The sequence below is a fragment of the Pseudooceanicola onchidii genome, assembly GCF_004959925.1.
GTDB lineage: Bacteria > Pseudomonadota > Alphaproteobacteria > Rhodobacterales > Rhodobacteraceae > Pseudooceanicola > Pseudooceanicola onchidii.
In genome coordinates this window covers 876,293-897,555 of sequence record NZ_SPUW01000002.1, presented here as the reverse complement: position 1 = coordinate 897,555, position 21,263 = coordinate 876,293, and the positions used below count along the sequence as shown (strand labels likewise).

Genomic DNA, 21,263 nt, shown 5'->3' with positions numbered 1-21,263 from the left:
AGGCATCGCGACAGGGGGTTCGGGACCATGAGTGAACACGAAGAACGCATCGCCCATCTGGAACGGGCCATCGACGACCTGTCGGACACCATCGCGCGGCAGGACCGCGAGATCGCCATGCTGACACGTCGCGTCCAGCTTCTGATGGAACGGGAAGCGGAACGCGAGGCGTCGCAGGAAGGCGGGGTCGTCATAGGCGACGAACGCCCGCCGCACTACTAGATCTCTTCGACCGCCATCACCCCGTTCAGGCTTTTGATCGCGCCCTTGATCTGTGGCGTCACCGGGAATTCGGCCCCGGAATCGATCTCGACCTCGCCCGGCAGGTCCGGGCCCATGATGCAGAAACTGACCGGCCCACCTGCAACACGCGCGGCGGCTTTGGTCGCGTTTTCAAGAACTTCGGCAACCATTGCGATGGCTTCAGGCGACTCGATGAAAATCTTGAGCCCGATGCCTCCGGCGTCCGCCACGATGGTGTCCAGCGGCGCAATGCCCCGCGCCAACAGCTTGAGCTGATCGCTTTCCATCGTCGCCTCGACCGTGATCACGACCATGGAGCCCGCATCAAGGTGATCGCGGCTGGCTTCGAGCGTGTCAGAAAAGACTGTACACTCATAAGCCCCGGTCGTGTCCGACGCCTGAACAAAGGCAAACCGGTTGCCCCGCGCCGATTTCCGCTCCTGTCGGCCCGATACGATCCCGGCGATCTTGGCGACCAAAGGCCCACCCTGCGCCAGCTGCGCGACCTCGTCCAGGGTTTTGACATCCTTGCGTTTCAGCGCGCCGGCATAGTCGTCCAGCGGATGGCCCGACAGGTAGAAACCGATAGCCCGGAATTCCTCGGCCAGACGTTCGGCGGGCAGCCAATCCTGCACCGGCGACAGGCGCGGCTCCGGAAGATCCTCCCCCGCGTCCCCAAACAACGACACCTGGTTCGAGGTCTTCTGTTCCCAGATCGCTGCCGAATATTGCACCAGCGCGTCCAGGCTGTCGAAGACGCGGCGGCGGTTCGTGTCGATCTCGTCAAAGGCGCCGGCACGGGCCAGCATCTCAAGCGGCCGCTTGCCGACCTTCTTCAATTCGACCCGCCGCGCGAAGTCGTAGAGGTTGACGAAGGGCTTCTCGGAATCCCCGTCCCGCCGACCTTCAACCACCAGCCGCATGGCGTCCAGGCCGACGTTCTTCAGGGCACCCAGCGCATAGACCAGCGCCCCGTCAACCACCTTGAACGACGCGTCCGAACGGTTCACGCAGGGCGGCACATAGGGCAGCTTGAGCGCCTTTTTCACCTCTTCGAAATAGGTGGCGAGCTTTTCCGTCAGATGGATATCGCAGTTCATGACGCCCGCCATGAACTCGACCGGATGGTTCGCCTTGAGCCAAGCCGTCTGGTAGGACACCACCGCATAGGCCGCCGCGTGCGACTTGTTGAAACCGTAGTTTGCGAACTTTTCCAAAAGGTCGAAAACTTCTGACGCCTTCTTGGCGTCCACCCCGTTCTCGCCCGCGCCCTTTTCGAATTTCGGGCGTTCGGCGTCCATCGCCTCCTTGATCTTCTTGCCCATGGCGCGGCGCAGCAGGTCCGCGCCGCCAAGCGTGTAGCCCGCCATCTCCTGCGCGATCTGCATCACCTGTTCCTGATAGACGATAATTCCCTGAGTTTCCTCGAGGATATGGTCGATAAGGGGGTGGACGGATTCGATCTGACGCAGGCCGTTCTTGACCTCGCAATAGGTCGGGATGTTCTCCATCGGGCCGGGCCGATAAAGCGCGACAAGCGCCACGATGTCTTCGATGCAGGTCGGCTTCATGCGCTTGAGCGCATCCATCATGCCCGAGCTTTCAACCTGAAACACCGCAACCGTCTTGGCCGCGGAATAAAGGTCGTACGTCTTCTCGTCATCCAGCGGGATGGCGTTGATCTCGTTCTCCGCCCCGGCAGGCGGTTCATAGATTACAGAACCGTCAGCCGAGACATGCAGGTCGCGCCCGCCCGCGTGGATCTGTTCGATTGCGTTCTGAATGACCGTCAGGGTTTTCAGACCAAGGAAGTCGAACTTGACCAGACCCGCCTGTTCGACCCACTTCATGTTGAACTGGGTGGCCGGCATGTCCGACCGGGGATCCTGATACAGCGGCACCAACCGATCCAGGGGCCGGTCGCCGATCACGACGCCCGCCGCGTGGGTCGAGGCGTTGCGCAACAGTCCCTCGACCTGCATGCCGTATTGCAGCAACCGGTCGACGACCTCTTCGGTTTTCGCTTCGGCGCGCAGGCGTTCTTCCTGGATCAGCGCCTGCTGGATCGACACGGGCTTGACGCCTTCGACCGGAATCATCTTCGACAGGCGGTCGACCTGCCCATAGGGCATCTGCAGAACGCGGCCGATGTCGCGCACGGCCGCCTTCGACAGAAGCGCACCGAAGGTGATGATCTGGCCCACCTTGTCGCGGCCGTATTTCTCCTGCACGTAGCGGATCACCTCTTCGCGGCGGTCCATGCAGAAGTCGATGTCGAAGTCGGGCATCGACACCCGTTCGGGGTTCAAAAACCGTTCGAACAGAAGGGAATAGCGCAGCGGATCCAGGTCGGTGATCGTCAGCGCGTAGGCCACCAGAGACCCCGCACCCGACCCCCGCCCCGGGCCGACGGGGATGTCGTGATCCTTGGCCCACTGGATGAAGTCCGCAACGATCAGGAAGTAGCCGGGAAAGCCCATGCCCTCGATGATGCCAAGTTCGAAATCCAGCCGTTCCTGGTATTCCTCGGGCGTCACCGCATGGGGGATCACCGCCAGACGCGCCTGCAGGCCTTCGTTGGCCATGCGCCGCAATTCCGCGACCTCGTCATCGGCGAACTTCGGCAGGATCGGGTCGCGCCGATAGGTCATGAAGGCGCAGCGTTTGGCAATCTCGACGGTATTTTCGATCGCTTCAGGAATGTCTGCAAACAGCGTCGCCATTTCCTCGGGCGACTTGAAGTAATGCTGCGGCGTCAGGCGGCGGCGGTCTTCCTGCTGGTCGACATAGGCGCCCTCGGCAATGCAGATCAGCGCGTCATGGGCCTCGTACATCTCTTCCTTCGGGAAGTAGACGTCGTTTGTGGCGACCAGCGGCAGCTCCATCGCGTAGGCCATCTCGACAAAGCCGCGCTCGGTCGTGCGTTCGGCCTCGGGCAGGCCTTTTTCGCCGGGGTGCCGTTGAAGTTCCACGTAAAGACGATCCGCGAAAATCCCCTTGAGCCGGTCCATCAACGCCTGCGCCGCCGGGCGTTGCCCAGCCTGAAGCAGCATACCGACCGGACCAAGCGCCCCGCCCGACAGGCAGATCAAACCGGCCGAGAACTCTTCCAGCTCTTCCATCGAGACCTGGGGCAACTGACCGGCGTTGTCGACGTAAAGGCACGACGACAACCGCATCAGGTTTTCATACCCGACCTCGGTTTGCGCCAGCAGCACCACGGGCGCAGGGGGTTTGGGTTTCTCTCCGGGCTGGGTTGTCAGATATGTCAGATCAACCTGACACCCCATGATCGGCTGCACGCCCTCTCCGCTGGCGCCGACGGCAAATTCCAGCGCGCAGAACATCGAATTCGTGTCCGTCACCGCCACCGCCGGCATTCCGGCGGCCTTGCAAATGCCCGGCAGCTTTTTCAGCCGGACGGCGCCTTCCAGAAGCGAATATTCGGTATGGGTGCGGAGGTGGATGAATCGCGGATCACTCATGTCGCGACGCTACCGCGTGCGCCGGGGCAAGGGAACACCGGTTGCACTCACTTTCTGTCTCGACGATCTTGGCGCAAGACACGAGATACCGCATGACCCCGATCCCCCCTGAAATCCTGCCGCATGGACCCGATGGCCTGTTGATCCGGCTGGGCCTGACCCCGGCCGAAGCGACGGTCGGGGCGGTCCAGATGCTGCGCCGCGCGATCGAGACCGCAGCCCCCCCGGGGGTCGAGGAGATCGCGGGATCGCTGACCTCGGTCTTCGTGCGGTTCGACCCGGCGCGCGTCACCCGGGCCGAGGTGGTGACCGAGGTGCAGCGGATCATCGACGCGACCGACCTGGCCTCGGCCGCCCTGCCGCCGCCCCTGCGGCGCTGGACGATCCCCGTGGTGATCGGCGGCGATAAAGGCCCGCAATTCAACGACATGGCCAAAGCGGCAGGGCTGTCGCCCGACGCCGCCCGACAGGCGCTGCTGGAGGCGCCACTGCGTGTCCTGGCCATCGGTTTCGCCCCCGGCCTGCCCTACATGGGCCTGCTGCCGCCGCAGTGGGACGTGCCCCGCCTGCCCCAGATCACACCGGATGTGCCGCGCGGCGCGCTGGTCGCTGCGGTGCGTCAGCTGATCATCTTCACCAACGCCACGCCGACCGGCTGGCGTCATATCGGACAGTCCGCCTTTCATGGCTTCGACGTGCACCGAGATCCGGCGACGCCCTTGCAGGCCGGGGACGAGATCCGCCTTGCGGCGATGACCCCGGCGGATCTGGCCGCGTTTGAGGCCGACAACCCCGGCGGACTTGGCGGCGCGCGATGCGAGGTGCTGCGATGACGGGCCTGACGCTGCATCGCTGCGGCCCCGGCGTCGCCGTGCAGGACATGGGCCGCCCGGGACGCCTGGCCGAGGGGCTGTCGCGCGGGGGCGCCGCTGACCGCCTGGCCCTGCAGGAGGCCGCGGCGCTGCTGGGGCTGACCGCCCCCGTTCCCGCACTGGAAATGGCCATGATGGGGGCGGAGGTCAGCACCACGGCCCCCACCCGCATCGCCCTGACCGGCGCCAAGATGCAGGCCAGTCTGAACGGCCAGCCCGTGCAGTGGAACACGACCCTGCGGCTTGACCCCGGCGACCGTCTGACCATCGGCCCGGCGCGTGCCGGCGTCTATGGCTACCTCACCCCCGCGGGCGGCATCGCCACCGATCCGGTCATGGGCAGCCGCGCGGCGCATCTGACCGTTGGCATCGGGCGGTTGCTGCAGTCCGGGGATACGCTGCCGATCGGCGCGGATCCGGACACCGACGCGCCGCCCGTGACGATCGCCCCCGAAGACCGGTTCAGCGGCGGTGCCCTGCGCCTGATGCCTGGCCCGCAGACCGGGCTGTTCGACGATGCCACCCGCGACCGACTGTTCACGACCGCCTTCACCCGGTCACGGACCGGGAACCGGCAGGGCGTGCGGCTTGACTTCGACGGCGCACCCTTTGCCAGCAACACGAGCGATCTGGCCTCTGACATCATCCAGCCCGGTGACGTGCAGATGACCGGCGACGGCATCCCCTACATCCTGATGACCGAATGCCAGACCATGGGCGGCTATCCCCGGATCGGCACGGTGATCTCCGCCGACCTGCCCCGCGTGGCGCAGGCCACCCCCGGCGCCGACCTGCGGTTCACCGACATCACCGTGGCCGACGCAGATGCCCTCTGGCGGTCCGACGCCGACCAGCTGAAGGCGCTGCGCAAGGCGGTCCGGCCGCTGCGCCGCGATCCGCATGACATCCCCGACCTTCTGGCCTACCAGTTGATCGGCGGGGTGATCCGCGGCGATGAAGAGGACGGATAGGATGAAGACGGTCGATCTGAACGCGGACATGGGCGAAAGCTTCGGGCCCTGGATCATGGGCAACGACGCGGGGATCCTCGACGTCGTGACCTCGGCCAATATCGCCTGCGGGTTCCACGCGGGCGATGCGGACGTGATGGCACGCACCATGCGTCTGGCGCTGGACCGGGGCGTCGGGCTGGGCGCGCATCCGGGGTTCGCCGATCTGCAGGGGTTCGGCCGTCGCCGGATCAAGCTGTCGGGCGAAGAGCTGACCAACATGATCACCTACCAGCTGGGCGCGGCGCAGGCGATGGCGCGGGTGGTGGGCGGCGACATCCGACACCTGAAATTGCATGGCGCGCTGTCGAACATGGCGTCGGAGGATATCGAGATGGCCCGGATCTGCTATGCCGCAGCGGAAAAGGCCCAACCCGGCATCGTCATCATGACCCTTGCGGGGACCGCGCAGCAGCGCGCCTGCGAAGAGCTTGGGCTGACCTGGGCCGGAGAGATCTTTGCCGACCGCGCCTACAACGACGACGCCACTCTGGTGGACCGATCCCTGCCCGGCGCGGTGATCCACGATGCGGCGACGGCCGGTCGGCGCATGGCCGAGATGGTGCGCGAAGGCGCGATCATCACCGACAGCGGCAAACGCGTCCCGACCCGGATCGACACCATCTGCTGCCACGGCGACACGCCCGAAGCCATTGAAATCGCTCAGGCCGTGCGGGATGCGCTGGCCGCGACAGGGGTCACGCTGCAAAAGCTCTGACGCCCAAGACGCAGGCAGATGCCGTCCGGTCAGCGCCGGTTTTTTCAGCATTTGCTTGCAATGCGTCCCGCCACCCGCTTTCCTGTATGCCGGAAGACCGCCCGGCTCTACGCCGCATCGAACCGGGCACAAGGGTCCAACGGGGTAAGGCGGCGGACAACGCACATGACCATCTCCTTTCACCTGAACGGAGACCGCGTCGACCTCTCCCCCGAGGTCGCGCCGACCACGACACTTCTGCAATACCTGCGCGACCAGCGCGGCCTGACCGGCACCAAGGAGGGCTGCAACGAAGGCGATTGCGGCGCCTGCACCGTGATGGTGACCGATCCCGACAGCCCGCAGGGGGTGAAGGCCCTGAACGCCTGCATCCTGTTTCTGCCGCAGCTGCACGGCAAATCGGTGCGAACGGTCGAAGGCATGGCGGGTCCGGATGGCCAGATGCACCCGGTTCAGCAGGCCATGGTCGACCAGCACGGATCGCAATGCGGCTTCTGCACGCCGGGGTTCATCGCCTCGATGGTGACCGCACATATGACGGGGCGCAAGGATCACGACACCGTACTGGCGGGCAACCTGTGCCGCTGCACCGGCTACGCCCCGATCGTGCGCGCGGCGCAGGCGGCAGAGGGCGCGGCGATCCCCGACTGGCTGACCGATACGCCACCCGAGGTCGCAGCCTCGACCCTCGCGCCCGAATCCTCGGACGAACTGGCGGCGATCTATGCCGCCCAGCCCGATGCCACGCTGATCGGCGGCGCCACGGATGTCGGGCTTTGGGTGACCAAGCAGTTGCGGCAGCTGGACCGCGTGATTTTCACCAACCGCTGCGCGGACCTGAAACGGATCGAAAGCGGAGCGGACACCCTCCGCATCGGCGCGGCGGTCACCATGGCCGAACTGCTGCCAACGCTGAAGGCCCATCACCCCAGCTATGCCGCGATGGTCACGCGCTATGGGTCGGAACAGGTCCGACAGGCCGCGACGATCGGCGGCAACATCGCCAACGGATCGCCGATCGGGGACAACCCGCCCGCGCTGATCGCCCTGGGCGCGACGCTGCACCTGCGCCACGGCGACACGCGCCGTGAAATGCCGATCGAGGATTTCTTCCTCGACTACGGCAAGCAGGACCGCGCGCCGGGTGAATTCGTCGAGGCCGTGACGATCCCGAAACACGCGCAGCGGCTGGCCTGTTACAAGCTGTCGAAACGCTTCGATCAGGACATCTCGGCCGTGCTGGGGTGCTTCAACCTGAGCGTGGAGGGCGGCATCGTGACCGGTGCCCGCATCGCCTTTGGCGGCATGGCGGGCATCCCCAAACGGGCCGCCCATGTCGAGGCCGCGCTGATCGGCCAGCCCTTCGACGAGGCCGCGCTGGCCCGCGCCGCACCGGAATGGAGCAAGGATTTTGCGCCCATGTCGGACATGCGCGCCTCGGCCGACTACCGCCTTGCCGCTGCGCGCAACATGCTGCGCCGGTACTGGCTGGAAGCTCAGGGCGCTGCGACCAACGTGCGGGAGGTGCGGGCATGAGCAACGTGATCCCCTGTCGAAACCTCGATCATGCGTCCCGCCCGGCGCACACGCCGGGCAGCGCCGCCCCGCCCCACTGGGTGGCGCTTTCGCGCCCCCCTCGAGTCGGCGCGGCCCTTCCCGCCGGATCCGCAACCACCGGACTGGAGGTGCGGGCATGAGCGTCGGAAAACCCCTCCCCCACGACACCGCGCCGCTGCATGTCACCGGCGCCGCGCGCTATGTCGACGACATCCCCGCCCCCGCGAACACGCTGCACCTGGCCTTCGGCCTGTCGACTGTGGCGCGCGGGGTTCTGAACGGGGTCGACCTGACAAAGGTCCGCGCCGCGCCGGGCGTGGTTGCCGTTATGTGTGCGGACGACCTGCCCTTCGCCAACGACGTCTCGCCCTCGATCCATGACGAACCGCTGCTGGCCACCGACCGCGTGCATTTCGTCGGACAGCCGGTATTCCTGGTCGTCGCGACCTCGCACCTTGCCGCGCGCAAGGCCGCCCGGCTGGCCACCTTCGACATCACCGAAGAGACGCCGATCCTGACGGTGGACGAGGCACTGGCGGCCGACAGCCGGTTCGAGGACGGGCCCGTGATCTGGTCCAAGGGCGCGGCCGCAGACGCCATCGCCCGCGCCCCGCACCGCGTCGAGGGCACGATGGAGGTCGGCGGGCAGGAGCATTTCTACCTCGAAGGTCAGGCCGCGCTGGCCCTGCCGCAGGACGGCGGAGAGATGGTCGTGCACAGCTCGACCCAGCACCCGACCGAGATCCAGCACAAGGTGGCCGAGGCGCTTGGCCTGCCGATGCACGCCGTCCGGGTCGAGATGCGGCGCATGGGCGGCGGGTTCGGCGGCAAGGAAAGCCAGGGCAACGCGCTGGCCGTCGCGTGTTCGGTCGCCGCGCGCGCCACGGGGCGCCCCTGCCGGATGCGCTATGACCGCGACGACGACATGGTCATCACCGGAAAGCGGCATGACCTGCGGATCGACTATCGCGCGGGGTTCGACGATCTGGGCCGCCTGACGGGCGTGGATTTCCGCCACCTGATGCGCTGCGGCTGGAGCCAGGACCTGTCCCTGCCCGTCGCGGACCGCGCGATGCTGCATGCCGACAACGCCTACCTTCTGGATCACGTGCGGATCGAAAGTCACCGGCTCAAGACCAACACCTGTTCCGCCACCGCCTTTCGTGGCTTCGGCGGGCCGCAGGGCATGGTCGGGATCGAACGGGTGATGGATCATGTCGCCCACGCCCTGGGTCTGGATCCGCTGAAGGTTCGCCGGGCGAACTATTATACCGACATGGCGGAGGACGCGACGGAGGGGGGGCCGTCTGCCCCCCCGCAACGATCCCTTGGATCGTCACCGCCCCCCGAGGATATTTCCGGCAAAAAGAAAGAGGCCGACCTGACATCACGCGGCGGACCGGATGAGCTGAATCGTGTGGTCGTGGCCGAGGCCTCGGGCCAGACCACGCCCTACGGGATGGCGGTGACGGATTTCATCCTGAATGCGATGACCGAGAGGCTGGCCGACCAGTCCGACTATGCGGCGCGGCGGGCGAAGGTGGCCGACTGGAACGCGACCCAGCCGGTGCTGAAGCGCGGGATCGCGCTGACGCCGGTGAAGTTCGGGATCTCCTTCACGCTCACCCATCTGAACCAGGCGGGCGCGCTTGTGCATGTCTACCAGGACGGGTCGGTACAGGTGAACCACGGCGGCACCGAGATGGGGCAAGGCCTCTACCAGAAGGTCGCGCAGGTGGCGGCGCAGGCCTTTGGCGTCGGGATGGAGGTCGTGAAGGTCACCGCCACCGACACTAGCAAGGTGCCCAACACCTCGGCCACGGCGGCGTCTTCGGGGTCGGATCTGAACGGCATGGCGGTGAAGATCGCCTGCGACACGATCCGCGACCGGATCGCCGCCTGCCTGGCCGAACTGCACCAGGTTGCGCCCGACACGGTTGTCTTTGCGGGAGGCGAGGTCACGGTCGGCGGCGATACGATCAGTTTCGCCCGCGCCGCGCAGCTGACCTATGAAAGCCGGGTAAGCCTGTCGGCCACTGGGTACTACAAGACCCCCGGCCTGGCCTGGGACCGCAAGCGCGGGCAGGGTCGGCCGTTCTTCTATTTTGCCCATGGCGCAGCCTGCACCGAGGTCGTCATCGACACGCTGACCGGCGAATACCGGATCCTGCGGACGGATATCCTGCACGATGTTGGCGAGTCCTTGAACCCGGCGCTGGACATCGGCCAGATCGAGGGCGGCTATGTTCAGGGCGCGGGCTGGCTGACGACCGAGGAACTGGTCTGGGACGATCGCGGGCGGCTGCGGACGCATGCGCCTTCGACCTACAAGATCCCCGCCTGCGGCGACCGGCCCGAGGTTTTCAACGTCGCGCTCTGGGACGGGGCCAACCGGGAGGAGACGATCTATCGGTCCAAGGCCGTGGGTGAGCCGCCCTTCATGCTGGGGATTTCCGCCCTGATGGCCCTGTCGGATGCCGTGGCGGCCTGCGGGCCGGGCTATCCGGCGCTGGACGCCCCCGCCACGCCCGAACGGGTGCTGGCGGCGGTCGACCGGGTGCGCCGTGGTTGATCTGGGCGCCCTTGCCACGGCGCTGGACCGGCACGGGCCGCTGGTACGGGTGAGCGTGGCGGGCCTGCGCGGATCGGCCCCGCGCGAGGTCGGCGCGTCGATGCTGGTCGCGCCCTCGGGACTGGTCGCGGGCACCATCGGCGGTGGCGCGCTGGAGCTTGAGGCGATCCGCGCCGCGCAGGGCCTGACCGAAAACCGCGTGATGCGCCGGACGCTCGGCCCGGATCTTGGCCAGTGCTGCGGCGGGGCGGTGGTGCTGGTCTTCGACCGGATCGACCACCTGCCCGAACCGCAGGGAGACATCATCCTGCGCCGGATCGACGGGCCGGACGTTCGGCCACTGGCCGTCCGGCGCGCGCTGTCGGACCTGCGCAACGGCAAGGCCGCCCCGGCCACGCAGCTGATCGACGGCTGGCTGATCGACCCGGTCGAACGGCGCGAAACGCAGGTCTGGGTCTGGGGCGCGGGCCATGTGGGACGGGCCATCGTCGCGACGATCAGCCCCCTTCCGGATGTCGCGGTCACCTGGGTGGACACCCACGCCGACCGGTTCCCCGACACGGTGCCGGACGGCGTGACGGTGGTGCCCGCCGCGCAGCCCGAACGCCTGGCTGCCCATGCCCCATCCGACGCGCATCACCTGATCCTGACCTATTCCCACACGCTTGACCTGGCGCTGTGCGACGCGGTGCTGCGGCGCGGGTTCGCCAGCGCGGGGGTGATCGGGTCGAAGACCAAGTGGGCGCGGTTCCGGTCTAGATTGGCCGCCCTGGGCCATGCACCTGCCCGGATCGACAGCATATCCTGCCCAATCGGCGATCCGGCCTTCGGCAAACATCCACAGGAGATTGCGGTTGGCGTCGCGGCAAGGTTATTAACACAGATGCAGGCGCGCCAAGACGCCGCAAGGGACATGACAGGGTGACGGAACCGCTTCTTTCCATTCGCGGCCTGACGAAGGCCTATCCGGGCGTCGTGGCCAACGACGACGTGTCCTTTGACATCCAGCCGGGCGAGGTGCACGCGCTTCTGGGCGAAAATGGCGCCGGCAAGTCGACCATGGTCAAGATGATCTATGGCCTGGTGAAGCCCGACAGCGGTGAGATGCGGATGCGGGGCGCGGCCTATGCCCCGGCCGAACCGCAGGCGGCCCGCGCCTCGGGCGTCGCGATGGTCTTTCAGCATTTCTCTCTGTTCGATGCGCTGACGGTGGCCGAGAACATCGCGCTTGGCATGGCGAACCCGCCGGCCCTGCGCGACCTGGCCGCGCGGATCCGCGAGGTGTCGGAACAATACGGGTTGCCGCTGGATCCCTGGCGCGTCGTCGGCGACCTGTCAGCGGGCGAACGCCAGCGGGTCGAGATCATCCGCTGCCTGTTGCAGAACCCCAAGCTGCTGATCATGGACGAACCGACCAGCGTGCTGACCCCGCAAGAGGTCGAGATCCTGTTCGAGACGCTGCGCAAGCTGAAATCCGAAGGCACGTCGATCCTCTATATCTCTCACAAGCTTGAGGAAATTCGCGCGCTTTGCGACGAGGCGACGATCCTGCGACTGGGCAAAAAGGTCGCCACCTGCACCCCGCGCGACACCACGGCGCGTGAGATGGCCGAGCTGATGGTGGGCGCGGAACTGCACACGCCAAGCCGCGACTACAACGAACCCGGCGCGGTGCGGCTGGCGCTGAACGGGCTGTCGGTGGCCTCCCCTGGCCAGTTCGGCACATCGCTCAAGGGCATCACCTTCGAGGTGCGCGCGGGCGAGGTTCTGGGGCTGGCCGGTGTCGCGGGCAACGGGCAGGACGAACTGCTGGGCGCGCTGTCGGGTGAGCTGCGGTCGGCCGCCGGGATGGTCGTGCTGGACGGGGCCGAGATCGGCACCAAGGGACCGGGTGAACGCCGCCGCATGGGGCTGCTGACCGCGCCCGAGGAACGGCTGGGCCATGCCGCCGCCCCGGACATGAGCCTGACGGAAAACGCCGCGCTGACAGCCGTCGACCGGCGGCAGATCGCGACCAACGGCTTCCTCAACTGGGGCCGCGCCCGCGATTTCGCCAAGGAGATCATCGCCCGCTTCGATGTCCGCACGCCGGGCACGGAAAACGCGGCGCGGTCGCTGTCGGGCGGCAACCTGCAGAAATTCGTCATTGGACGAGAGGTGTTGCAGGACCCGCAGGTTCTGGTGGTCAACCAGCCGACCTGGGGCGTCGATGCGGCGGCTGCCGCGACGATCCGGCAGGCGATCCTTGATCTGGCAGCCGGGGGCGCGGCGGTGGTCGTGATCTCTCAGGACCTGGACGAGCTCATGGAGGTCTCGGACCGGTTTGCCGCGCTGAACGAGGGCCGGCTGAGCGACATCCGCCCGGCCAAGGGGCTGACCGTGGACGAGATCGGACTGATGATGGGCGGCGCCCACGACATGGAGGTGGCCCATGGCTGATCCTGATCGCTTGCGGGACGTGTCGGACGCCTCCGGCGGGAGTATTTTCGGCAAGATGAAGCAGGGGACGCGCCCATGCTGAGGCTTGAGAAACGCCGCCAGCCGTCGCAGGCCTTTGCCTATGCGACGCCGGTGATGGCCGTGATCGCCACGATGATCTTTGGCGGGCTGATGTTCGCGGCGCTTGGCAAGGATCCGGTCGCGGCGATCCGCACGATCTTCTGGGATCCGCTGTTCGGGCAGCATGCCTTTTATTACCGGCCGCAGCTGCTGGTGAAGGGCGGGCCGCTGATCCTGATCGCCATTGGCCTGAGCCTCGGGTTCCGGGCGGGGATCTGGAACATCGGGGCCGAGGGGCAGTACATCCTCGGTGCGCTTGGCGGCGCGGGCGTGGCGCTTGCCTTCTACCCGATGGAGGGCTGGTTCATCTTCCCGCTGATGATCCTCGGCGGCGCGATCGCGGGCTGCGCCTGGGCGATGATCCCGGGGCTTCTCAAGGTCAGGTTCGGCACGAACGAGATCCTTGTGTCGCTGATGCTGGTCTACGTGGCCGAGCAGTTGCTGGCCTCGATGTCGCTTGGCCTGATGAAGAACCCGCAGGGCTTCGGTTTTCCCGGATCGCGCAACCTTCAGCAGTATCCGTCGGCCCATAACGCCGACCTGATCGCCAACACCGGCATGCACTGGGGCGTCGCCGCGGCCTTCATCGCGGTGATCTTTGCCTATATCCTGCTGACGCGGCACCAGCTGGGCTATCACATCCGCCTGACCGGAGAGGCCCCGCGCGCCGCCAAGTTCGCGGGCGTGTCCCCGGCGCGGCTGATCCTTTTCTGCCTCGGCATCTCGGGGGCGCTCGCGGGTCTTGCGGGCATGTTCGAGGTGTCGGGCCCCGCAGGCCAAGTGTCGATCGATTTCAACACCGGCTACGGCTTTACCGCGATCATCGTCGCCTTCCTTGGGCGGCTGCATCCGGTCGGTATCCTGCTGGCCGGGATGCTGATGGCGCTGACCTATATCGGCGGCGAAATCGCGCAGTCCAGCATGGGGCTGCCGGCGGCGGCGATCCAGATGTTCCAGGGGATGCTTCTGTTCTTCCTGCTGGCGGTGGATGTGCTGACCTCCTATCGGCTGCGCTTCGGAAAAGGGGAGGTCGCCTGATGGACCTGTCTGCCATCAATCCCGTCCTGCTCATCGCCTCGCTCATGGTGGCGGCGACCGCCGTGATGATCGCCGCGATCGGAGAGCTGATCGTCGAACGTGCGGGCGTGTTGAACCTGGGCGTCGAGGGCATGATGATCACCGGGGCGATCTGCGGCTTTGCGGTCGCCGTGCAGACCGGATCGCCCACGGCCGGCTTTGTCGCGGCCACCATCGGGGGCGCGGCGCTGTCGTTGCTGTTTGCCTTCCTGACGCAGTTTGCCCTGGCCAACCAGGTGGCGTCGGGGCTGGCGCTGACGCTGTTCGGGCTGGGGCTGTCGTCGCTTCTGGGCCAGGGCTACCAGGGGATCAAACCACCCGCGACGCCGCGGCTGGATATCCCCGTGCTGACCGATCTTCCGGTGGTCGGGCGGATCCTTTTTGGCCATGACCTGATGGTCTATGTCGGGCTGGCGCTGGTTGCCGCCGTCTGGGCCTTCCTGAAATACTCCCGCGCCGGGCTGATCCTGCGCGCGGTCGGGGAAAACCACGACGCCGCCCATGCGCTTGGCTACAAGGTCGTCCGCATCCGCATCATGGCCATCGCCTTTGGCGGCGCCTGCGCGGGCCTGGGCGGCGCCTATATCAGCCTGATCCGCGTTCCGCAGTGGACCGAGGGCATGACCGCCGGCATCGGCTGGATCGCCCTGGCGCTGGTGGTCTTTGCCAGCTGGAAACCCTGGCGCGTCCTGCTGGGGGCCTACCTGTTCGGCGGCGTCACTGTGCTGCAGCTGAACCTGCAGGCCGCAGGCATCGCCATCCCGGTCGAATACCTGTCGATGTCCCCCTACATCATCACGATTGTCGTGCTGGTCATCATGTCCGCCGACAAGTCACGGGCCCCGGCCTCGCTTGGTCGCATCTTCCACGCGACCAGCTAGACGATTACACTCAACCCAAAACACGAAGACCTGAAAGGGAGAAACATGAAACTCACCAAACGCGCATTGATGACCGGCGCCGCCATGGCGCTTGGCCTGGCCGCGACCGCCACCGGGGCCATGGCCCAGGACAAGACCAAGGTCGGCTTCGTCTATGTCGGCCCCGTCGGTGACGGCGGCTGGACCTATGAGCACGACAAGGGCCGCCAGGCGGTCGAAGAACACTTCGGCGACCAGGTCGAAACCGTGTTTGTCGAATCCGTGCCCGAAGGCCCGGACAGCGAACGCGTGATGACCCAGATGGCACTGGACGGCGCGGACCTGATCTTCACCACCTCGTTCGGCTACATGGACCCGACCATCAACGTCGCGGCCAAGTTCCCGGACGTGAAGTTCGAACATGCCACCGGCTACAAGACCGCCGACAACGTCAGCGTCTACTCGGCCCGCTTCTACGAAGGCCGCGCGGTGCAGGGCACGATCGCGGGCCACATGACCGAAAGCAACATCATCGGCTACATCGGGTCCTACCCGATCCCCGAGGTCATCCGCGGCATCAACTCGGCCTACATCCACGCCAAGAAGGTCAACCCCGACGTGCAGTTCAAGATCGTCTGGGCCTTCACCTGGTTCGACCCGGCGAAGGAAGCCGACGCCGCCAAGGTTCTGATCGAACAGGGCGCCGACGTGATCCTGCAGCACACCGACTCCACCGCCCCGCAGGCGGCGGCTCAGGCGGCGGGCAACGTCTACACCTTCGGCCAGGCCTCGGACATGGCGGAATATGCGCCGAAACCCCGGATCTCCTCGATCATCGACAACTGGGCGCCCTACTACATCGCGCGCACCCAGGCCGTGATCGACGGCACCTGGACCTCGACCAACACATGGGACGGCATCGGCCCGGGCATGGTCGGCATCGGTGAGATCACCGACGCCGTCCCCGCCGAGGTGAAGGCCGAGGCGCTGGCGCTGAAGGACAAGCTGGCCTCGGGCGAATACCACGCCTTCACCGGCCCGCTGAAAAAGCAGGACGGCTCCGACTGGCTGGCCGAGGGCGAGACGGCGGATGACGGCACCCTGGCCGGCATGAACTTCTACGTCGAAGGGATCGAAGGCGACATCCCGCAGTAAGCGGCCCGCCTTGACCAGACCGGGGGCGGTTGCCACGCGCAGCCGCCCCCTTTTCTTACCGGATCCGCCGTGACCCATATCCTTCGCCCCGCCACCGCCACGGACGAACCCGCCGTCCGGACCTGTGCCGAATTGGCCTATGCCCGCTACGTGCCCCTGATGGGCCGCAAGCCCGCCCCCATGGTCGCCGACTTTGCCGCCCAGATCGCGGCGGACGTCGTCCGGGTTGCCATGGACGGGGACCGGCTTCTGGGCTTCATCGTCTTCTACGAGGATGCAGGCGCCATGCTGCTGGAAAACGTGGCCGTCCATCCCGACGCCGCCGGTCGCGGCATCGGCAAGGCGCTGATCGGCCTGTGCGAGGACACCGCCCGCCACGCCGGCCTGCCCGCCGTGCGGCTTTATACCAACATCAAGATGGCCGATAACCTCGGGATCTATCCCCGGCTGGGCTATGTCGAAACCGACCGGCGGATCGAGGACGGCTTTCACCGGGTCTACTTCGAAAAGCCGCTGTCCCTGGCCCGCGATTGACCCTGCGGCGATAATCGGCACTCTCGCCCCATGACCGACCACAGTGACATCGCGATCATCGGCGGCGGCGTGGCCGGGCTGACGGCGGCGGCCGCCCTTGCGCCGCATGCCGACGTCACGGTGATCGAGGCCGAGGATCACCTTGCCTATCACGCCTCGGGGCGGTCGGCGGCGATGTTCCTGGAAAGCTACGGCAACGCGACGGTCCGCGCCCTGAACGAGGCCAGCGCCGATCACCACCGCACCGCCGACGGCGGCGTTCTGACGCCCCGCCCCTTCCTGCTGATCGGACGCGCCGACGAGGCCCGGGCCTTCGCGACCGAGGCCCGCAGCTTCGGGATGACCGACCTGTCGGTCGCCGAGGCGCAGCGCTATTTCCCGCTGATCGACCCTGCGGTGATCGCCCACGCCGCCCTGCGCGACGACACCGCCGATCTGGACACCGACCTGCTGATCCAGAATGCCCGCCGTCGCGCCCGGGCCCATGGCGCCCGGATCATCACCGGGGCCCGCGCGACCGCGATCACCCGCGACACCGCCTGGCGGGTGACGACCGCCGCCGGAGAACTAACCGCGACGACCCTTCTCAACGCCGCCGGAGCCTGGGCCGACGATATCGCGCGCATGGCGGGCGTCGCGCCCCTTGGCATCACGCCCTACCGCCGGTCGATGGCCCGCATCCCCCTGCCCCCGGGCACCGATCCCGCCGCCTGGGCCTTCGTCGATGCGGTCGGCGAAAGCTGGTACGCCAAGCCCGATGCCGGCGGGCTGATCGTCTCTCCGTCCGAGGAAGACCCCTCGGCCCCGATGGACGCCTGGGCCGATGACATGGTGATCGCCGAAGGCCTTGCCCGGTTCGAAGCCGCCGTCACGATTGAGGTGACGCGCGTGATCGCCACCTGGGCGGGGTTGCGCAGCTTTGCCCCCGACCGCACGCTGGTGATCGGGCGCGACCCGGGCATGCCCGACTTCTTCTGGCTTGCCGGACAGGGGGGCTATGGGTTCCAGACCGCCCCCGCCGCCGCCGCATTGACCGCCGATCTGCTGACGGGCCGGACCCCGGGCCTGCCTTCGGCCATCGTCACCGCCCTCAGCCCGGAAAGGTTCCATCAATGACCAAGCGCGCCCTGCCTGCCTCTGCCACGGTGTCCGAAGATGCGGGCGGCGGCCGTCTGCGCCTGCCCGCCGCCGACCGCAACAAGGACGCCATCGCCACGCTGGTCGCCGGGCTGGTCGAGGACCGGGACAGCGGCCACGCGCTGGAACTGGCCTCGGGCGCGGGCCAGCACATCGTCGAACATGCCCGCCGCAGCCCCCGGATCACCTGGCAACCGACCGAGGTCGACGCGGCCCGCCGGACCTCGATCGACCTGCTGGCGCAGGATGCCGGATTGCCGAACATCCGACCTTCCATTGCGCTGGACGCCACCGCGCCGGGCTGGTCCGACGCCCATGGGGGCCAGGACCTGATCCTGCTGGTCAACCTGCTTCACCTGATCAGCACCGAAGACTGCCGCACCCTGATCCGCGAGGCGGGTCGCGCCCTCGCCCCCGGTGGTCAACTGATGCTCTACGGCCCCTTCATGCGGGGCGGAGAGCTGACCTCGGACGGCGACCGCCGCTTCCATGCCGAGCTGACCGGCGCCGATGCGGCGATCGGCTACAAGGACGATTTCGACATCACCGACATGATCCACGCCAGCGGGATGGAGCTGGCGCAGCTGGTCGAGATGCCGGCCAACAACCTCGCCTTCGTCGCACGGCGCTTCGGCTGAGCCGTCGGCAAAGGGGGCTGTCTGCCCCCTCTCGCCCCTCCTGCGGAGGGCCGAACACCCCCGAGGATATGGACACCAGGGGAAGCAAGGGTTTCTTAACCATCCGGGCGCAGACTGGACCTGCGGTACAGGTGGGAACCGATGACCGCACCAGGGGAAGGCCCCTTGCGACATGCAGGGGGCCGGACCCCGCCTGCTTCCTCTGGTTCATGTATCCTGGGGGGCGCGCGGCACGCCCGGGGGGCAAAGCCCCCCTGCCCGGTCAGCCGTCCTTGCGGATCACTTCGTTCTTCGGATCGTAGGGGCTGTCTTCGGTGATTTCGCAGTCCCAGAGCCGATCGAACATCTTCACCTTCAGCTTGGTGCCCGGCACCGCCAGGGCGGGCGTGACGTAGCCCATGCCGATCGATTTGCCGAAGGCCACCGAATAGCCACCCGAGGTCAGACGACCCACCTTGGTGTCGCCGTCATAAAGCGCCTCGCGCCCCCAGGGGTCCGCGTCGTCCGGCCCGTCGATCAGCAGCGTCACGCATTTGGCGCGGATGCCGGTCGCCTCCATGGCGTCCTTGCCGTGGAATTCTTTCGACAGGTCGATGAAGCGCGGCAGGTCCGCCTCGGCCGGGGTCGCGTCACGGCCCAGTTCGGTGCCGAAGGCGCGGTAGGATTTCTCCTGGCGCAGCCAGTTCTGCGCACGGGCACCGACCAGCTTCATGCCGTGCGGTTCCCCGGCCTCGACCAGCTTGTCCCAAAGGTAATTCTGCATCTCGATCGGGTGGTGCAACTCCCAGCCCAGCTCACCAGTATAGGCGACGCGGATGGCGCGGACCGGGCACATGCCCAGCTCGATGTTGCGCATCGTCAGCCAGGGGAAGCGCTTGTTCGACAGGACCGTCTCGGGCTCCCCATCCCGAACCAGGGCGTTCAGCACGTCGCGGGATTTCGGCCCGGCGATGGCGAAGACGCCCCACTGCGTGGTCACATCGTGGCAGGAGATCCAGCCGAATTCGGGGATCTTGTCCTCGATCGCCTTCTGCAGGAAATCGCTGTCATAGGCCGTCCAGGCCCCGGCGGAGACGAGGTAATATTCGTCCTCGGCCAGCCGCACGATGGTATATTCGGTCCGCGTCGTGCCCTTGGAGGTCAGCGCATAGGTCAGGTTGATGCGGCCGACCTTGGGCAGCTTGTTGCAAGTGAACCAGTCCAGGAAGGCCGTGGCGCCGGGGCCCTTCACCAGGTGCTTGGTAAAGGCTGTCGCGTCGATCAGGCCGACGCCTTCGCGGATTGCCTTCGCCTCGTCGACCGCGTGCTGCCACCAGCCACCCCGGCGGAAGGACCGTGCCGCGTGATCGTCGAAGCCTTCGGGCGCGTAGTAGTTCGGGCGTTCCCAACCGTTCACCTGGCCGAACTGTGCCCCCGCCGCCTTCTGACGGTCGTAGGCAGGCGAGGTCCGAAGCGGCCGCGCGGCCTGCCGTTCCTCGTCGGGGTGGTGCAAGATGAAGACGTGCTCATAGGCCTCTTCGTTCTTGGCCACCGCATAGTCGGTCGTCATCCAGGACCCGTAGCGCTTGGGATCAAGCGAGGCCATGTCGATCTCGGCCTCGCCCTCGATCATCATCTGGGCCAGGTAATAGCCCGTGCCGCCCGCAGCGGTGATCCCGAACGAAAAGCCCTCGGCCAGCCACATGTTGCGCAGGCCCGGCGCGGGGCCGACCAGCGGGTTGCCGTCGGGGGTGTAACAGATCGGGCCGTTGAAATCGTCTTTCAAACCAACCTCTTCGGAGGACGGCAGGCGATGGATCATCGACATGTACTCTTCCTCGATCCGCTCCAGATCGAGCGGGAAGAGGTCGGCGCGGAAGCTGTCGGGCACGCCGTACTGGAAGCGCGCGGGGGCATTGCGTTCATAGGGGCCAAGGATCCAGCCACCGCGTTCCTCGCGCACGTACCACTTGGCATCGGCGTCGCGCAGGACCGGATGCTCTTCACCGCCCGCCGCGCGATAGGCGACCAGCGCGGGATCGGGTTCGGTCACGATGAACTGGTGTTCCACCGGGATCGCGGGCGTCTTGATGCCCAGCAGTTTCGCGGTGCGCTGCGCGTGGTTGCCCGTCGCGGTGACGACGTGTTCGGCGGTGACGACGCAGGCCTCCTCGGTCGGAACAAGGTTGCCGCCCCGCTCGCCCATCTTGGTCAGCGTGACCTTCCACTCGGACCCGGTCCACTCATACGCGTCGACCTGCCACTTGCGTTCGATCATCACGCCGCGCTGGCGCGCGCCCTTGGCCATGGCCATCGTGACATCGGCCGGATTGATGTAGCCATCCGTCGGGTGATAGATCGCGCCCTTCAGATCCTCGGTCCGCACCAGCGGCCAGCGGTCCTTGATCTGCGCGGGCGTCATCCATTCGTAAGGAACGCCGGCGGTTTCGGCCGTGGAGGCATAAAGCATGTATTCGTCCATCCGCGCATCCGTCTGCGCCATGCGCAGGTTGCCGACGATCGAAAAGCCCGCGTTCAGGCCGGTTTCGGCCTCGAGCGTCTTGTAGAAATCGACCGAGTACTTGTGGATGTGGGTCGTCGCATAGCTCATGTTGAACAGCGGCAGCAGGCCGGCGGCGTGCCAGGTCGATCCGCTGGTCAGCTCGTCCCGTTCCAGCAGCATCACGTCGTCCCAGCCCCCCCGGGCCAGGTGGTAGGCGATCGAGGTGCCGACGGCGCCACCACCGACGACAAGGGCTTTGACATGGGTCTTCATGGATCGGGTCTCCGCTGCGGTCTGATCCCGGTTTAGCAGCCCGTACGGACGGCGCGCGGTCCAGCCGACATTTTCAGAGCGGAAAGCGACG

The 21,263-nt window shown here is 66.9% G+C and carries 16 protein-coding genes; 14 read left to right on the top strand and 2 right to left on the bottom strand.

Annotation, left to right across the window (positions count from 1 at the left end; translation table 11 throughout):
• Positions 1-27: 27 nt before the first annotated feature.
• Positions 28-222: a SlyX family protein gene (locus tag E4S58_RS12315; RefSeq protein ID WP_136636688.1), complete on the top strand. Its 195-nt coding sequence runs from the start codon at positions 28-30 to the stop codon at positions 220-222.
• Here the strand turns inward: E4S58_RS12315 and dnaE are convergent.
• A complete protein-coding gene (gene dnaE / locus E4S58_RS12310; RefSeq protein ID WP_136636687.1) occupies positions 219-3,728 on the bottom strand; it encodes a DNA polymerase III subunit alpha in 3,510 nt (1,169 codons plus the stop codon). The two genes, E4S58_RS12315 and dnaE, sit on opposite strands and share 4 nt — an antisense overlap.
• 92 nt (positions 3,729-3,820) lie before the next feature.
• Between dnaE and E4S58_RS12305 the strand changes: the two genes are divergently transcribed.
• The 13 genes from E4S58_RS12305 (at position 3,821) to E4S58_RS12245 (ending at position 18,417) form a co-directional block, all read left to right on the top strand.
• A complete protein-coding gene (locus tag E4S58_RS12305) occupies positions 3,821-4,561 on the top strand; it encodes a 5-oxoprolinase subunit B family protein (protein ID WP_136636686.1) in 741 nt (246 codons plus the stop codon).
• Complete coding sequence (locus E4S58_RS12300; protein ID WP_136636685.1) at positions 4,558-5,571, top strand: 5-oxoprolinase subunit C family protein; 1,014 nt, start codon at positions 4,558-4,560, stop codon at positions 5,569-5,571. The genes E4S58_RS12305 and E4S58_RS12300 overlap by 4 nt, the downstream gene beginning before the upstream one ends.
• A gap of 1 nt (position 5,572) precedes the next feature.
• Positions 5,573-6,328 carry a LamB/YcsF family protein gene (locus E4S58_RS12295; protein ID WP_136636684.1) on the top strand — a complete coding sequence of 252 codons (756 nt, stop codon included), beginning with the start codon at positions 5,573-5,575 and terminating at the stop codon, positions 6,326-6,328.
• A gap of 165 nt (positions 6,329-6,493) precedes the next feature.
• Positions 6,494-7,864 carry a xanthine dehydrogenase small subunit gene (gene xdhA / locus E4S58_RS12290; protein ID WP_136636683.1) on the top strand — a complete coding sequence of 457 codons (1,371 nt, stop codon included), beginning with the start codon at positions 6,494-6,496 and terminating at the stop codon, positions 7,862-7,864.
• 157 nt (positions 7,865-8,021) lie between these two features.
• Positions 8,022-10,457, top strand: coding sequence for a xanthine dehydrogenase molybdopterin binding subunit (xdhB, locus tag E4S58_RS12285; RefSeq protein ID WP_136636682.1), 2,436 nt, complete (start codon positions 8,022-8,024; stop codon positions 10,455-10,457).
• Positions 10,450-11,382: a xanthine dehydrogenase accessory protein XdhC gene (xdhC, locus tag E4S58_RS12280; protein WP_240789541.1), complete on the top strand. Its 933-nt coding sequence runs from the start codon at positions 10,450-10,452 to the stop codon at positions 11,380-11,382. The genes xdhB and xdhC overlap by 8 nt, the downstream gene beginning before the upstream one ends.
• Positions 11,379-12,896 (top strand): ABC transporter ATP-binding protein, encoded by a 1,518-nt coding sequence (locus E4S58_RS12275; protein WP_136636680.1) that lies wholly within the window; start codon positions 11,379-11,381, stop codon positions 12,894-12,896. Before xdhC ends, E4S58_RS12275 begins: the two co-directional genes overlap by 4 nt.
• 75 nt (positions 12,897-12,971) lie before the next feature.
• A complete protein-coding gene (locus E4S58_RS12270; protein ID WP_136636679.1) occupies positions 12,972-14,054 on the top strand; it encodes an ABC transporter permease in 1,083 nt (360 codons plus the stop codon).
• A complete protein-coding gene (locus tag E4S58_RS12265) occupies positions 14,054-14,974 on the top strand; it encodes an ABC transporter permease (RefSeq protein WP_136636678.1) in 921 nt (306 codons plus the stop codon). The genes E4S58_RS12270 and E4S58_RS12265 overlap by 1 nt, the downstream gene beginning before the upstream one ends.
• Before the next feature lie 45 nt (positions 14,975-15,019).
• The gene (locus tag E4S58_RS12260) at positions 15,020-16,108 is read left to right on the top strand and encodes a BMP family ABC transporter substrate-binding protein (protein ID WP_136636677.1); all 1,089 of its coding nucleotides are present in this window, start codon (positions 15,020-15,022) and stop codon (positions 16,106-16,108) included.
• A 69-nt stretch (positions 16,109-16,177) separates the two neighbouring features.
• The gene (locus E4S58_RS12255; RefSeq protein ID WP_240789540.1) at positions 16,178-16,642 is read left to right on the top strand and encodes a GNAT family N-acetyltransferase; all 465 of its coding nucleotides are present in this window, start codon (positions 16,178-16,180) and stop codon (positions 16,640-16,642) included.
• Positions 16,643-16,672: 30 nt separating this feature from the next.
• Positions 16,673-17,758: an NAD(P)/FAD-dependent oxidoreductase gene (locus tag E4S58_RS12250; protein ID WP_136636676.1), complete on the top strand. Its 1,086-nt coding sequence runs from the start codon at positions 16,673-16,675 to the stop codon at positions 17,756-17,758.
• Positions 17,755-18,417: a DUF938 domain-containing protein gene (locus E4S58_RS12245; protein WP_136636675.1), complete on the top strand. Its 663-nt coding sequence runs from the start codon at positions 17,755-17,757 to the stop codon at positions 18,415-18,417. Before E4S58_RS12250 ends, E4S58_RS12245 begins: the two co-directional genes overlap by 4 nt.
• Before the next feature lie 262 nt (positions 18,418-18,679).
• Here E4S58_RS12245 and E4S58_RS12240 read toward each other — a convergent pair whose 3' ends face one another.
• Positions 18,680-21,172, bottom strand: coding sequence for a GcvT family protein (locus tag E4S58_RS12240; protein ID WP_136636674.1), 2,493 nt, complete (start codon positions 21,170-21,172; stop codon positions 18,680-18,682).
• Positions 21,173-21,263 lie beyond the last annotated feature (91 nt).